The sequence below is a fragment of the Motilimonas sp. E26 genome, assembly GCF_021278025.1.
In the GTDB taxonomy this organism is placed as follows: Bacteria; Pseudomonadota; Gammaproteobacteria; order Enterobacterales; family CBDFNC01; genus Motilimonas.
In genome coordinates, this window is sequence record NZ_JAIBHJ010000006.1 from 141,712 (window position 1) to 155,300 (window position 13,589).

At 43.0% G+C, this 13,589-nt stretch carries 13 protein-coding genes; 8 read left to right on the forward strand and 5 right to left on the reverse strand.

The features are described 5' to 3' along the window. Window positions 1–10: 10 nt before the first annotated feature. On the reverse strand, window positions 11–826 hold the full coding sequence (locus K1M91_RS07615) for a helix-turn-helix transcriptional regulator (protein ID WP_232801143.1): 816 nt from the start codon (window positions 824–826) through the stop codon (window positions 11–13). A 100-nt stretch (window positions 827–926) separates the two neighbouring features. Between K1M91_RS07615 and K1M91_RS07620 the strand changes: the two genes are divergently transcribed. Continuing rightward, the gene (locus K1M91_RS07620; protein WP_232801144.1) at window positions 927–1,733 is read left to right on the forward strand and encodes a sulfite exporter TauE/SafE family protein; all 807 of its coding nucleotides are present in this window, start codon (window positions 927–929) and stop codon (window positions 1,731–1,733) included. A 98-nt stretch (window positions 1,734–1,831) separates the two neighbouring features. Here the strand turns inward: K1M91_RS07620 and K1M91_RS07625 are convergent, their stop codons facing one another. Next, a complete protein-coding gene (locus K1M91_RS07625) occupies window positions 1,832–2,728 on the reverse strand; it encodes a TIGR01777 family oxidoreductase (protein WP_232801145.1) in 897 nt (298 codons plus the stop codon). A 115-nt stretch (window positions 2,729–2,843) separates the two neighbouring features. Here K1M91_RS07625 and K1M91_RS07630 point away from each other — a divergent pair, with 115 nt between their 5' ends. Together K1M91_RS07630 and K1M91_RS07635 are read left to right on the forward strand one after the other, a co-directional pair. Continuing rightward, window positions 2,844–3,890 carry an AI-2E family transporter gene (locus tag K1M91_RS07630; protein WP_232801146.1) on the forward strand — a complete coding sequence of 349 codons (1,047 nt, stop codon included), beginning with the start codon at window positions 2,844–2,846 and terminating at the stop codon, window positions 3,888–3,890. A 73-nt stretch (window positions 3,891–3,963) separates the two neighbouring features. Beyond that, a complete protein-coding gene (locus tag K1M91_RS07635) occupies window positions 3,964–4,872 on the forward strand; it encodes a class I SAM-dependent methyltransferase (RefSeq protein ID WP_232801147.1) in 909 nt (302 codons plus the stop codon). Here the strand turns inward: K1M91_RS07635 and K1M91_RS07640 are convergent. From K1M91_RS07640 to K1M91_RS07650, 3 genes are all read right to left on the reverse strand, one after another. Continuing rightward, window positions 4,869–5,066 carry a hypothetical protein gene (locus K1M91_RS07640; RefSeq protein ID WP_232801148.1) on the reverse strand — a complete coding sequence of 66 codons (198 nt, stop codon included), beginning with the start codon at window positions 5,064–5,066 and terminating at the stop codon, window positions 4,869–4,871. The two genes, K1M91_RS07635 and K1M91_RS07640, sit on opposite strands and share 4 nt — an antisense overlap. A 322-nt stretch (window positions 5,067–5,388) precedes the next feature. Then, on the reverse strand, window positions 5,389–7,533 hold the full coding sequence (pta, locus tag K1M91_RS07645; protein ID WP_232801149.1) for a phosphate acetyltransferase: 2,145 nt from the start codon (window positions 7,531–7,533) through the stop codon (window positions 5,389–5,391). Window positions 7,534–7,634: 101 nt separating this feature from the next. Then, window positions 7,635–8,831 carry an acetate kinase gene (locus K1M91_RS07650; protein ID WP_232801150.1) on the reverse strand — a complete coding sequence of 399 codons (1,197 nt, stop codon included), beginning with the start codon at window positions 8,829–8,831 and terminating at the stop codon, window positions 7,635–7,637. A 317-nt stretch (window positions 8,832–9,148) separates the two neighbouring features. Here K1M91_RS07650 and yfbV point away from each other — a divergent pair, with 317 nt between their 5' ends. From yfbV to cydX, 5 genes are all read left to right on the forward strand, one after another. Further along, entirely contained in the window at window positions 9,149–9,598 is a 450-nt protein-coding gene (gene yfbV / locus K1M91_RS07655; RefSeq protein WP_232801151.1) for a terminus macrodomain insulation protein YfbV, read from the forward strand. Window positions 9,599–9,884: 286 nt separating this feature from the next. Beyond that, complete coding sequence (locus K1M91_RS07660) at window positions 9,885–10,451, forward strand: GbsR/MarR family transcriptional regulator (protein ID WP_232801152.1); 567 nt, start codon at window positions 9,885–9,887, stop codon at window positions 10,449–10,451. Between the two features lie 34 nt (window positions 10,452–10,485). After that, a complete protein-coding gene (locus K1M91_RS07665; protein WP_232801153.1) occupies window positions 10,486–12,072 on the forward strand; it encodes a cytochrome ubiquinol oxidase subunit I in 1,587 nt (528 codons plus the stop codon). 9 nt (window positions 12,073–12,081) lie between these two features. Further along, entirely contained in the window at window positions 12,082–13,221 is a 1,140-nt protein-coding gene (gene cydB / locus K1M91_RS07670) for a cytochrome d ubiquinol oxidase subunit II (RefSeq protein WP_232801154.1), read from the forward strand. Between the two features lie 60 nt (window positions 13,222–13,281). Next, a complete protein-coding gene (gene cydX, locus K1M91_RS07675) occupies window positions 13,282–13,407 on the forward strand; it encodes a cytochrome bd-I oxidase subunit CydX (protein WP_232801155.1) in 126 nt (41 codons plus the stop codon). The last annotated feature ends 182 nt before the right edge of the window (window positions 13,408–13,589 follow it).

The window sequence follows — 13,589 nt, forward strand, 5'->3', positions numbered from 1 at the left end:
ATATTGGCAATTATTTATCGCGATTCGAAAAGTAACGCGTGGGTGATTCACCATAGGCCCGACGAAACATAGCGATAAAGTTACTTGGCGTTGAGTAACCAAGAGCATACGCTACATCGCCAATTGGCTCTCCGCGCGCCATCATTTCTAGCGAATGTATTAGCAGTATCTGCTGCCGCCATTCATTAAAACTCATGTTCAACTCATTTCGAATTAACCTTCTTAACGTACGTGATGAGATGGCTCCTATTCGTGCCCAATACTCGACAGAATTTTTACTGTTTGGCTCAACTAAAATCGCTTGAGTTACCTTTTGTAGTCTTGGATCTTTAGGCTGTGGGAAATAAAGTGATTCGTGAGGGCTGTTGCAAATTTCATCAGAAATTACGTCAACTACGCGTAAATTTTGTGTAGATAGCGCTTCGGTTTTGCTCCAAGTGGATGCCCTGCTAGATAGGACTTTTAAGACATCACTCATTTCAATCACACATGGTTTCATTGGAAACTGACTACAGCTCTCGGGAGTAAATAATAATGACCGGCCTTTAAGGGAACCACAAAAATAAACACTGTGCATCGCGCTTGGAGGGATCCATCCAGCACGATGAGGCGGTAGTATCCAGGTTCCTTCATCGGTTTTAACTTGTATCAGCCCTTCATCGATACACAGAAGCTGACCGCGATAATGCTTATGCCAATTATGTGGCCGTTGATCCAAATGCCTGAAGTTACTCCGCTCATGTTGCCACTTCTTGGCAATTAACGCTGCGCCATTTTCCCATTCACTGTAATCACAGTTTGTTGTTTTTTCTACGTGCACCAACATTGGCCAGTATTCATTATTTTATGTCCTTTTAACGTTACCATGACAAGTTAGCTTTCGCGTAGCATTTTCGCAACTAACATTTTTCGAAGGCAATACAATTATGAACGAACCTATCTTTATCTTTTATTACATTGTAGCCGGCTTGGGGGTTGGCTTTCTCGCGGGACTTGTTGGCATCGGAGGAGGAGGGATGGCTGTCCCTATTTTTGCATTTCTGTTTTCAATTCAGGCTGTAGCTGATGCAGAAGTGGTTCATCTCGCACTAGGGACATCGATGGCTTCGATGATTATTACCACATTGGGTAGTATGCGCGCTCACTACAAAAAAAAGAATGTTGATTCAACCATGGCTATAAAAATGTTGAGCGGCATTCTAGTAGGTACATTTTGTGCAACATTCGTAGCATCATATTTACAGGGGGTCTATCTAGCGGGATTTTTCAGCGTATTTATGTTGTATGTTGCCTATAAAATGTTTCGAAGTACGGAGCATGAGTACAACCCAAATCCACATGGAGTCATCGGCAATATCACTACTGGGTCAGTGATTGGTTCCATTTCGGCACTTGTTTCTATAAGTGGCGCGGGTTTAATTATCCCTTATCTTATCAAGCAAAATTATGAGGTAAAGCGCGCTATTGGCACGTCAGCTGCGATAGGTTTCCCTATCGCGTTGTCTGGAAGCCTCGGGTATATGATAAATGGTTGGGAAAATACAAACTGGGACAACTTAGTTTTAGGATACATATACCTTCCTGCAATGATCAGCTTTTCCATCAGTAGTTTTTTAACGACTAGCCTAGGAGTGCGTTGCGCTGACCTTTTCCCGAGTAAAATACTCAAAAAGATAGTGGGTATTCTTTGCGTCCTTCTAAGCTTTAAAATGTTGCTACAAGTACTGAATTGAAACCAGCGATGGTACCTCATGCTGCATTAAAAAGCGCAGCAGCTGAAATATGGCGTGACCTTTATGAAGTCAATGCGATTACGCCATAGGTTTTAATTTCAGCGGTGGAGCAAGTCTTGTAGGGCTTCTTTTATATCTGGGTGTTTAAATTGATAGCCGGATTGGCTTAATTTCTGCGGTAATACATTTTGTCCGTTGAGCAATAAGTCACTCATTTCCCCTAATAAAACTTTGAGTACAGTGGCGGGAACAGGACAAAAAGCAGGCCTGTTAAGAGTTGCTGCTAATTCCAGTGCGAAGGTTTTATTAGTTACAGGCTTAGGGGCAGTTAAGTTAAACACGCCTGACAAGGCTTCATGCTCTAACAACCATATAATGCCATTCACCATGTCATCGATATGGATCCAAGACATGTATTGCTGGCCAGAGCCTATCCTGCCTCCCACGCCCATTTTAAAAGGGGGCAGCATTTTTTTTAAAGCGCCACCTTGGTTACTGAGCACGATACCGGTGCGAAGGATACAAACGCGACTAAAAGGCTGGGCTTGATTGGCTATGTCTTCCCATTGTTGGCAAATAGTATGACTAAACTCTTCGTGATACTGGTCAAAGTCTTCGGTAATGGGCTGGGCACTTTGACGGCCATAGATGCCAATAGCAGAGCCACTGATAAATGTTTTAGGTGGTTGTTCAGATACTTTAAATAGATCGACCAATTGTTGTGTGATGGCCCATCTACTTTGACAAATTGCGTGTTTTTGTTTTTCGGTCCAGCGTTTTTCAGCAATGGGTTCTCCGGCAAGGTTAATCACTGCATCAAATTGATTAAGATTTGTTAAAGACGCTAAATCCTCAATGATGGTTATGTCAGAGCCTAGCAGTGAATGTGCTTTATGTTTGCTGCGGCTTAATACCGTTAATTGATGGGCGGAGTTAAGGGCTTTACAGAGCCTCTGACCAATAAGCCCAGTGCCCCCAGTGATCAATATATTCATACCTGTCTCATTATTGACTATTTATTCTTAGTATTACGTTAAATTAGCAAAAAAGGATGTTATTTTGAGATGAAAATTTTTTATTTCGTTTGTTGATAAATATATAGGGTAAAGCATGGTTGATCAGTCTCTCATTAGCCGAGGTATTTTAGTACTTGCGGGGATCATTATCTGTTTAGCGGGGATCAAGCTTGCTAGTGCTATTATTGTGCCTTTTTTATTGTCCTTGTTTATTGCCATCATTTGTCACCCTGCTATTAACTATCTAGTGCAGTTTAAGATCCCCAGAGGCATTGCTATAAGTTTGATCATTGGTGTTATTGTGCTGGCCTTTTTTATTATGGGCAGTGTAGTTGGGGCGTCGGTAGCGGAGTTTCGATCCCAACTACCGGAATATGAGGCACAGTTAACAGAGCGTTTTGTTGGCTTAACAACTTGGCTGCAAGCACATGATATTCAGATTTCAATGGATGTATTTAAAGACTATTTCAATCCCAGTATCGCCATGAATATGGTGACGAATATGCTTTCGGGTTTTGGCAGTGTGCTAGCTAATGTATTTTTATTATTACTGACTGTGGTCTTCATGCTGGGAGAGGCAACCGGCATGCCGGCGAAGCTACATTTGGCTTTTCGCGATCCAGAGATGAAATTACAAGGGTTGGATAAGTTTTTAAGCTCGGTCAATCAATATATGGTGATTAAAACATTTGTCAGTATCGCAACCGGCATATTGGTGTCGATTATATTGTGGCTTATCGGGGTTGATTTTTTTATTTTATGGGGCGTGTTGGCTTTTTTACTTAACTATATTCCTAACATCGGCTCAATTATCGCGGCAGTACCTGCGGTTATTTTGGCATTTTTACAGCTGAGTCTAGGCCATGCTGCTATCGTTGCCTTAAGTTATGTGATGGTCAATACCGTGATGGGTAATATGGTTGAGCCAAGATTTCTTGGTCGAGGGTTGGGCTTATCTACTTTAGTGGTATTTTTATCATTAATCTTTTGGGGTTGGTTGTTGGGGACCGTTGGTATGCTGCTGTCGGTTCCCTTGACCATGATATTAAAAATAGCCCTAGAGAACAGTGAACAAGGGCGCTGGTTTGCAGTGCTATTAAGCTCTGAAAGTGATGTAATAAATTCGATCAAGCAAAAGTAATCACTCGTTGTGAAAATAGCGCCATGGGGCGGTTCTAGTGTAGAATCGCCGTTTTACTTTTTGAGCCTTCTATATGTCTTCTTTCAGTCAAATCCAAGGTCATTTTAATTGGCCCGAGTCGACCCAAGCTTGTAGGATCTTTCATGGGCGCGGTGGTCGATACCCTGAGTTTCGTTTTATAAATATCGATTGGTTTAGCCCTGTTGTGTTGATCATTTTATACAGCGAGGTGGAGCGTAAATGGCTTGATTCATTGACCGAGGTGATTAAAGCGCAGTTGGGTGAGCGTTGCTTGAGCATTCAAGTTCAGTATCGTTTTCAGCATATGGCCCCCTATGAGCTGCTTTGGGGTGAAGACATTCCTGAGCCAGTTGCCGATGAAGCTGGGCTTAAATATCAACTGCGTTTAGGCAAAAATCAAAACTATGGTTTATTTTTTGATATGGAGCAGGGGCGACGTTGGGTACAAGCGCACAGTGAGCAAGCTAATGTGCTTAACTTGTTTGCTTACACCTGCGGTTTTTCTGTGGCAGCTATAGCGGGTAATGCCCGCCAAGTGGTTAATTTAGACATGAGTAAACCATCCCTTTCTGTTGGCCGAGAAAACCATCGCCTAAATCAACATGACTTGAGCAAAGTGAAATTCATGGCCCATGATTTATTCAAAAGCTGGGGCAAACTTAAAAAATCGGGGCCGTATGATTTAGTGATTGCCGATCCACCGTCGCTACAAAAGGGAAGCATTAATGTTATTCGAGATTACCCTAAAATTATTAGACGGTTACCTGAGCTACTAGTGCCGGGAGGACGTGCGATGTTATGTTTAAATTCACCTGATCTTGATTTTGCTTTTTTGAAATCAGCGGTGGCGGAGCATTGCCCTGAATTAGTTTTAGAAGATAAGATCGAGCCTTCTTCTGTGTTTATTAATCAACAACCAGATAAAGGCTTAAAAATCTTAATTTATAGGTTAGCGAGTTAGATTAAGTTTTGATCGAGTAATCCCGCTAGTTGGCTTTGTGTCGGGCTGTTCATCGCTTTGAGCTGCTCGATAATTACCCGTTGCTGGTTGTGACTGAACTGTTTTTTCTCTAGGTATAACATTAAAGAGATATCATTTTCATCATGGAGTAGGTCGAACAGCTGTGCAGCTTGACCTTCTATCATTCCATTCATATTGCCCCCTTAAAATGCGTTGTACATATTTAAGGTTAATCTACCTCTAGGTTTGTATTAGATTTTATTTGTCTAATGTCCGGTGTTTTTCTTGTGAAATGGAAATAATGTAAAAAATAGGGCTGTTTCATTCTTTACATGTGAATAAATATAAGTTAATAGGCGAATAATTTTTTATTTGTGTTAGTAACAATAGGGGGTTAAGCAAAGATATCCACAAAATCTGTGTATAACTCTGTGGGTTAGCTGGTAGCGCTAATTAAGTGGGGGATTTGGCTGATGTATGTTAGAAAAAAGCCCTGTTAAACAGGGCTTTAGTAATCTAGCCTTTCAGTTGTGAAGCTTGTATTGCCGTTAAAGCAATGGTGTACACAATATCATCAACTAAGGCGCCGCGCGATAAATCGTTTACCGGCTTACGCATACCTTGCAGCATTGGACCAATACTGATCAAGTCGGCACTACGTTGTACCGCTTTATAAGTCGTGTTACCGGTATTTAAATCAGGGAAAATAAATACCGTGGCCTTACCTGCCACAGGACTGTTTGGCGCTTTACTTTTAGCCACATTTTCCATGATAGCGGCATCGTATTGCAATGGGCCATCGATGATTAAGTCAGGGCGACGTTCTTTCGCTATCTTGGTGGCTTCTCGTACTTTATCAACATCTGAACCAGTACCTGAAGAGCCAGTAGAGTAGCTGATCATGGCTACTTTGGGCTCAATGCCAAATGCGGCTGCTGAGTCGGCAGACTGAATCGCAATATCCGCTAATTGCTCGGCATTTGGGTCAGGGTTGATGGCACAGTCGCCATAAACTAATACTTGATCAGGCAATAACATAAAGAAGATAGATGACACTAAATTCGCACCCGGTGCTGTTTTAATTAACTGCAGCGGTGGGCGGATAGTGTTTGCCGTGGTGTGGATCGCACCAGATACCAATCCGTCTACTTCATCTTGTGCTAGCATCATAGTGCCGAGCACTACGTTGTCTTCTAGTTGCTCACGAGCAACTACTTCGGTTAGGCCTTTACCTTTACGAAGCTCAACCATAGGTGCAACGTATTTCTCACGCACTGTTTCAGGGTCAATAATTTCAACCCCTTCACCTAACACCACACCTTGTTGAGCAGCGGCTAAGTGAATACGCTCAGGGTTACCCAGTAATATTGGGGTTGCAATACCACGTTGGTCACATAAAGCTGCTGCTTTGATGGTTCTTGGTTCTTCACCTTCGGGTAATACCACGCGACGATTGACCGCGCGCGCTAATTCAGTGAGGTGGTAACGGAATGCCGGCGGTGACAGTTTACGTGGCAAGGTGGAGCCTTGGGTTAACGTTGCAATCCAATGTTTATCAACATGCCCCGCAACATAATCTTGCACTAGCTCGATGCGCTCTGCGTCATCTGTTGGAATTTCAACGTTAAAGCTTTGTAGTCTAACTGAGGTTTGCCAAGTGTTCGTGCCGATCAACATAATCGGTAAACCAGTCGTTTCCATTGCGGTTTCACACAACTTCATCACCTGTGGCTCTGGCTCGTAACCGCCTGTTAGTAATAAACAGCCAATTTTTACGCCGTTCATTGACGCTAAACAAGCTGATACAATCACGTCACTGCGATCGCCCGAGGTTACTAGCATTGACCCCGGTTTAAAGTGTTCAACCATGTTGGGAATTGAGCGTGCACAAAAAGTAACACTTTGCAGTCGCCGAGTTGCCATTTCACCTTTATTTAGGATGGTGGCATTCATGTGCTCTGCGAGGTCTTTGGCGCGAGGGGCGACCAGACTTGGATTCCAAGGGATACAGCCCAAAATGCGCAGCGGACTTTTGCCAAACATTTGTAGCACTTCGAGGTTGGCACCAGATTTATGGTGATGCTCAAACATTTCAGTTAAATCAGGGCGCGTTTTTTCGTGATCATCAAGGGGTGCACCTACCTTGTTGATGATACAACCGATGATACGTTTATTATCGTGGCCACCAAAGGCGGATACGGCAATTTCAATGCGCTCTTTCAGCTGTTGGCTTGAGTCGTTACTAGGATGAGTAACAAATACCATTTCGGCGCCGATGGCCTTGGCTATTTGGTAGTTAAGCTCGTTTGCAAACTGAAGTTTTCCGGTTGGGACCAGTCCCTCTACTACCACGACATCTGCACCAGAGGTGCCCGTTTGAAAACGAGCAACAATGTTCTCTAATAACTCTGAGGTTTGATTCGTAGAAATCATGTTCTCAGCGTATTGCATGCTAAAAGGCTCAGGCGGGACAAAATTAGTCGCATTGCGAATAATAGTGGTTGAGCGTTCTGGGCCGGTATCACCCGACTTCGGTTGGGCAATGGGTTTAAAGAAATTGACAATTACACCGTGACGTTCCATGGCACGAACCATGCCTAGGCTAACGGACGTTACTCCAACACCAGAGCCAATGGGAATAAGCATTATTGTACGAGACACAAGCGTTCCTCAAATTAGGTTGTTGAGCAATCGCGCTTCGTATAACGAACCACGCACCATTGCTGCAAAAACTTGGGAGCGAAAGCTCCCAGCCGATTATTTTAAGCACTGACAAGAGCAGCAGAATCTTTTGCGATAACCCACTCTTCATTGGTGGGGATAACTAAGGCTATCGGGCTGTTTTCTTTAGTAATAATGCCTTCGTTGCCAAATCTTGCAGCTTCATTTTTTTCATCATCAACGGCAAAGCCAAAGATAGCTAAGTTTTGCAAAACAATTTGACGAATTAAATTAGAGTTTTCCCCTATACCGCCGGTAAATACCAGAGCGTCGAGGCGCTGTAATGGTACGGTATATGAAGCGATGTATTTTGCGAGGCGGTAGCAGAAAATTTCTAGCGCTAAGGTACACCCTTTGTGGCCTTCTGCGTAACCTTGTTCAATGGCGCGACAATCACTCGATACTTCAGAAATGCCCATTAAACCGCTTTGCTTGTTTAATACATTATTTACTTCATCTAAGGTGTAGCCTAGCTTGTTAACCATATGTTGGATAATGCTTGGGTCGATATCACCACTACGAGTACCCATTACTAGGCCTTCTAGAGGGGTGAGCCCCATGCTGGTGTCAACACTCTTACCATTTTTAATTGCGCATATAGACGCGCCGTTACCAAGATGGGCGGTAATGACATTGGTTTCGCTTGGCTCTTTACCGAGCACTTTTGCGGCCATTTGACTAACAAATAAATGACTTGTGCCGTGCATACCATAGCGACGAATACCGTGCTCGCGGTAGAGTTTGTAAGGTAAGGCGTATAAATATGCAGACTCTGGCATACTCTGATGGAAGGCAGTGTCAAAAACTGCTACTTGAGGTAAGTTAGCAAAAGCGGCTTGAGCCGCGCGAATACCAATTAGGTGAGCAGGATTGTGTAATGGAGCCAAGGCCGCGCAGGCTTGAATACCTTCAATTACATGCTCATCAATGAGCACTGACTTAGTGAATTTCTCACCGCCATGTACCACTCGATGACCAATCGCAATTAAGTTTTCTAGTAGCTCAGGCTTAGTGCTGAGGATCTTTGATACGATATATTCAACTGCTTCACGGTGAGCAGAAAATGCACCTAATGACGCTTCTTGTTTAGTGCCGTCTAACTTCCATTTTATTCGGGCCTCTTCCAAATTAAAACATTCGGCTAAACCTGAGATGTACTCATCGCCATTTTCGGCGTTAAGCACTGCAAATTTGAGAGAAGAGCTACCGCAGTTAAGAACGAGAACAAGTTTGTTCATTGGCAAATCCTAAAAATTACATTTCGATTACGAGTGGAAAACAATTGCGATTATGTCAATTGCTTGACTTAATGTATCCTTAATACAAGTCGGACAAAAAAGCCGATAGTCGGTATCATTAACTGATCCGCGCTGTTTATAATCAACGTTTAACCAAGAGAACAATAGGGTAAACGTCTGTGGATACGCTTAGTTGTAACAAGGATACAGCTAATGTAAGAAAATAACAAAGCGAAGCGTCTTTAGAGTTAATTGAAATCAATTTTTAACAAATTAGGCTCATTTTCTCGCCACTTTTAGCGGTAAGGCAGGTAAATATGAAATTTTTTGGTGGAAAATTACAAACAGGTAAAGCCTACATGAAAGTGTGGCCACAGCGAAAAGAGCTAAATGGTCTATTTCCTGAGAACCTAGTGATTAAGGCAACTGAGTTTGCTGAAAAGTTTATGCCGATGTTGGCAGTGTTAACGATTCTGCTGCAATACCAAGTTGGCCATGAAATGTTTTGGCCAACTACGGTAGGCATGGTTTTATTTATGGTTAGTTTACCGTTGCAGGGGCTTTACTGGTTAGGTAAGCGTGCGCAAAGCCCGTTACCGCCTAGTTTGGTGCGCTGGTATCACCAGATCCATCAAAAATTAGCGCAGCAAAGTAGTGAAGAAAATGAGCCGACAAAACAATCTGTTAGTAAACCCACCTATGGTGACTTAGCCTCTGTATTAAATCAGGGCTTTAAAAGTTTAGATAAAGCATTTTTGTTTGATTAGCCATTAGCCATTAGCCATTAGACATTAGACCGAGTGACACTCAATTTTATTTCAGTAAAGTTGAGTGTGTTACTTGCAACAAAGCTAGCACTTTTGGCTTTGCCTTATGACTTTATTCAATATTTGTCATTTCGCTGTGATTGTAAACATGATTCCGCTCTATTAATTTTCCTCTAACCTCCTCATTGCTCTTGATAAATAATCTACAATTGCTTCTAGTTGATCTTGATCAATTCTTAAATAGTATTTAAACTTTCAGAAATTTCTGAAACATGTATAGGTTGATATGGAAATCTCACCCCGTGTGCAATCTTTTGTATTCCATTTTGGCGAAATGGGCAGCCGTTGGGGGTTTAACCGTACGGTTGGGCAAATGTATGCCTTATTAGTGGTGACCGAGCGCCCATTAAGTGCAACTGAGCTGGCTGAAACGCTGAATATTTCACGTGGTAACGTCAGTATGGGCATGAAAGAGCTGCAATCTTGGCGCTTAGTGCAAGTGAGTCATATTCCTGGTGACCGCAAAGAGTATTATCGAGTGACTGGCTCAATTTGGGATATGGCCAACACGATTTTCGAAGAGCGGAAAAAGCGCGAAGTAGACCCAACCTTGTCTTTATTACGTGACAACCTACTTGAAGAGCCCAAAGACAAAGAAGAAGCCTTTGCATTTGAAAAAATGCAAGAAATTCATGATTTACTTGAAATGTTGACGCAATGGTCGGGGGAGTTGCAACGTTTGTCACCGGAAAAATTAAGTACCTTGATGAAGTTGGGCGCGGGGGTAAGCAAGATGTTAAGTATGAAAGATCAACTTTTTACTAAAAACAGCCAACCAACATCAGATTCATAATGTTTATATATTTGACGCAATTTAGGAGCGTTTTATGATCAACGAAACCTTAGTGGAGCTGTCTAGGTGGCAATTTGCAATTACCGCCATGTTCCATTTTTTGTTTGTACCATTGACTCTGGGAATGACATGGATCCTGTTTATTATGGAGTCTGTGTATGTCATGACTGGGCGAGAAATATACCGAGATATGACTAAATTTTGGGGCAAACTCTTTGGTATTAATTTCGCGATTGGTGTTGCCACTGGCTTAACTATGGAGTTTGAGTTTGGTACTAACTGGTCGTATTACTCACATTATGTGGGTGATATTTTTGGTGCGCCGTTAGCGATTGAAGGGCTAATGGCGTTCTTTCTAGAATCGACCTTTGTTGGTATGTTCTTTTTGGGTTGGGATCGGCTCACTAAACGTCAACATTTAGCTGCCACCTTCTTGATGGCCTTAGGCACCAATTTATCTGCATTATGGATATTAATTGCCAATGGCTGGATGCAAAACCCAGTAGGCAGTGAATTTAACTACCTAACCATGCGCATGGAAATGGTCAGTTTTGCAGAGTTAGTGTTTAACCCTGTTGCTCAGGTTAAATTTATCCATACCGTGGCTGCAGGCTATGTCGCTGGCTCGATGTTTGTGATGAGTATCAGTAGTTACTACATCTTGAAAGGCCGCGACTTGCCATTTGCGAAACGTTCATTCTCGGTTGCTGCGGGTTTTGGTTTGGCGTCTATTCTTTCGGTGATCTTACTGGGCGATGAATCGGGATACGAAGTTGGTGAAGTACAGCGGGTTAAGTTAGCGGCTATTGAAGCCGAATATGAAACGCAACCGGCACCCGCTTCATTTACTGTTATAGGCTTTCCCAATGATGAAACCATGGAAACGGAACATGCCCTGAAAATACCTTATTTAATGGGGATCATTGCCACACGTTCATTAGATGAAGAGGTGGTAGGTTTACGTGATTTGCAAGCTGAACATGAAGTGCGTATTCGTAATGGCATGGTTGCTTATGAGTATTTACAAAAGCTGCGCAATGGTGAAGACACGCCTGAAAATATCGCCCGCTTTGATGAACTTAAAGTGGATCTTGGTTATGGCTTACTGCTTAAAGCTTATACGCCGAATGTGGTTGATGCCACGGAAGCACAAATTCAAGCTGCAGTAAAAGACTCTACGCCACCAGCTGCGCCATTATTTTGGAGTTTCCGTATTATGGTGGGCTGTGGTGTTGCGATGCTCGGTTTATTCGTGTTGGCGTTTTACTACAACGCGAAGCGACAAATAGAGCAAAAGCGATGGTTACTTAAGGCTATTTTATTTGCGTTGCCTCTGCCTTGGATCGCGATTGAAACGGGTTGGTTTGTGGCGGAGTTTGGCCGTCAACCTTGGGCGATCAGTGAAGTGCTACCCACCTTCTTAGGCGTGTCAAACTTGACGGTTAGCCAAGTGATAACGACGATGGTTGCCTTTATCAGTGTTTATATCATCTTGTTTATTATTGAAATGTTCCTCATGGTGAAGTTTGCCAAAATAGGACCAAGCTCGCTGCACACGGGCCGCTACCACTTTGAACAACAAGCAGATGCCACGGCATCACTGCGTCAAAGCCATTATTAGGAGTCAGGGATGTTTGATTACGAAAGCTTAAAGCTAATTTGGTGGGTGTTAATTGGCGTATTAATGATCGGCTTTGCCATTACAGATGGCATGGACATGGGCGTGGGTACTTTGCTTCCTTTCGTCGGTAAGTCTGACGATGAGCGTCGCGTGGTAATCAATACGATTGGTGCCCATTGGGATGGTAACCAAGTCTGGTTTATCACCTTAGGTGGGGCGTTATTCGCTGCTTGGCCGATGGTTTACGCAACGGCATTCAGTGGTTTTTACTTCGCCATGATGCTGACCCTATTTGCATTGTTTTTACGCCCGTTAGGGTTTGACTACCGCAGTAAAATTGATAGTAAAAAATGGCGTAATAATTGGGATTGGGCGCTATTTGTAGGTAGTTCAGTACCGCCGTTAGTGTTTGGTGTTGCCTTTGGTAACTTATTACAAGGTGTTCCCTTTCATTTTGATGATCTCATGCGTGTTACCTATACCGGTTCATTTTTTGCTTTGTTCAACCCGTTTGCACTATTGTGTGGGGTAGTGAGTGTGGCAATGGTGACAATGCATGGCGGTGCTTGGCTAGTGATGCGCACAGAAAAAATAGTGGCAGAGCGCGCTGCTCGCATTGGTCAATGGGCTGCGTTAACTTTAGCTGTTGCTTTTATACTGGGTGGCATTTTGATTTGGCAAATGGTGCCGGGGTATCAAATTACCAGTGCTATTGAAACGGCTGGGGTAGCTAATCCCACTTTGAAGCAGGTTGAGATCGTTTCTCAAGCTTGGTTACATAATTATTCTGTGCAGCCGTTAATGTGGTTATTACCTGCACTGGGGATAATTATGGCGTTATTGGCCAGCGTATTAATGAAAATGGCACGAGGTGTCGCGGCATTTATCGCCAGTAGCTTAGCAAATGTGGGGGTTATTTTAACCGCTGGAGCTTCTATGTTCCCATTTGTTATGCCGTCTAGTTCAGTGCCAAACCACAGCTTAACGTTGTGGGATGCAGTTTCTAGTGAGATGACGTTGAATATCATGTTGCTTGTGGTCGTGCTGTTACTGCCGATAGTTTTAAGCTATTCGTTTTGGTGTTACTACAAAATGTGGCGTCGTGTCACGGTGGCTGAAATTACAGAGAATAGTCATTCATCTTACTAATTATTTTTCACTCAGGTGATGGTTATAGGTTTCTATGCTATCACCAGATAAGGACAGTTTATGTGGTATTTCAGTTGGATATTAGGTGTGTTACTGGCGTGTGCTTTTGGCATTATTAACGTGATGTGGTACGAAATGCAGCAACATGTTGATAACGTGGCAAAAGACCAAGACGTCGATAATTAAGTACCTTGTTAGGGCCTGTTGACCTTTCGCGGTTAATTGTTGTTCGAGCGGGGACACCTTGTCTAAAAACGTTTTGAGCGTGGCGAGCAGTGTGTCGTTTAGTATTCTAAACAAATACTGCTCAACAAAGCGTTGCAAAACAATCTAGAAAGGTCAGCAGGCCCTAGGCTCCTTGACAACGA

Bases quoted from the DNA above. Each gene is read 5' to 3' on its own strand.
- yfbV (WP_232801151.1), top strand. From the start codon at position 9,149: ATGAAATTTTTTGGTGGAAAATTACAAACAGGTAAAGCCTACATGAAA.
- K1M91_RS07650 (WP_232801150.1), bottom strand. From the start codon at position 8,831: ATGAACAAACTTGTTCTCGTTCTTAACTGCGGTAGCTCTTCTCTCAAA.
- K1M91_RS07630 (WP_232801146.1), top strand. From the start codon at position 2,844: ATGGTTGATCAGTCTCTCATTAGCCGAGGTATTTTAGTACTTGCGGGG.
- K1M91_RS07625 (WP_232801145.1), bottom strand. From the start codon at position 2,728: ATGAATATATTGATCACTGGGGGCACTGGGCTTATTGGTCAGAGGCTC.
- K1M91_RS07615 (WP_232801143.1), bottom strand. From the start codon at position 826: ATGTTGGTGCACGTAGAAAAAACAACAAACTGTGATTACAGTGAATGG.
- K1M91_RS07660 (WP_232801152.1), top strand. From the start codon at position 9,885: ATGGAAATCTCACCCCGTGTGCAATCTTTTGTATTCCATTTTGGCGAA.
- K1M91_RS07640 (WP_232801148.1), bottom strand. From the start codon at position 5,066: ATGAATGGAATGATAGAAGGTCAAGCTGCACAGCTGTTCGACCTACTC.
- K1M91_RS07635 (WP_232801147.1), top strand. From the start codon at position 3,964: ATGTCTTCTTTCAGTCAAATCCAAGGTCATTTTAATTGGCCCGAGTCG.
- cydB (WP_232801154.1), top strand. From the start codon at position 12,082: ATGTTTGATTACGAAAGCTTAAAGCTAATTTGGTGGGTGTTAATTGGC.
- K1M91_RS07665 (WP_232801153.1), top strand. From the start codon at position 10,486: ATGATCAACGAAACCTTAGTGGAGCTGTCTAGGTGGCAATTTGCAATT.
- K1M91_RS07620 (WP_232801144.1), top strand. From the start codon at position 927: ATGAACGAACCTATCTTTATCTTTTATTACATTGTAGCCGGCTTGGGG.
- cydX (WP_232801155.1), top strand. From the start codon at position 13,282: ATGTGGTATTTCAGTTGGATATTAGGTGTGTTACTGGCGTGTGCTTTT.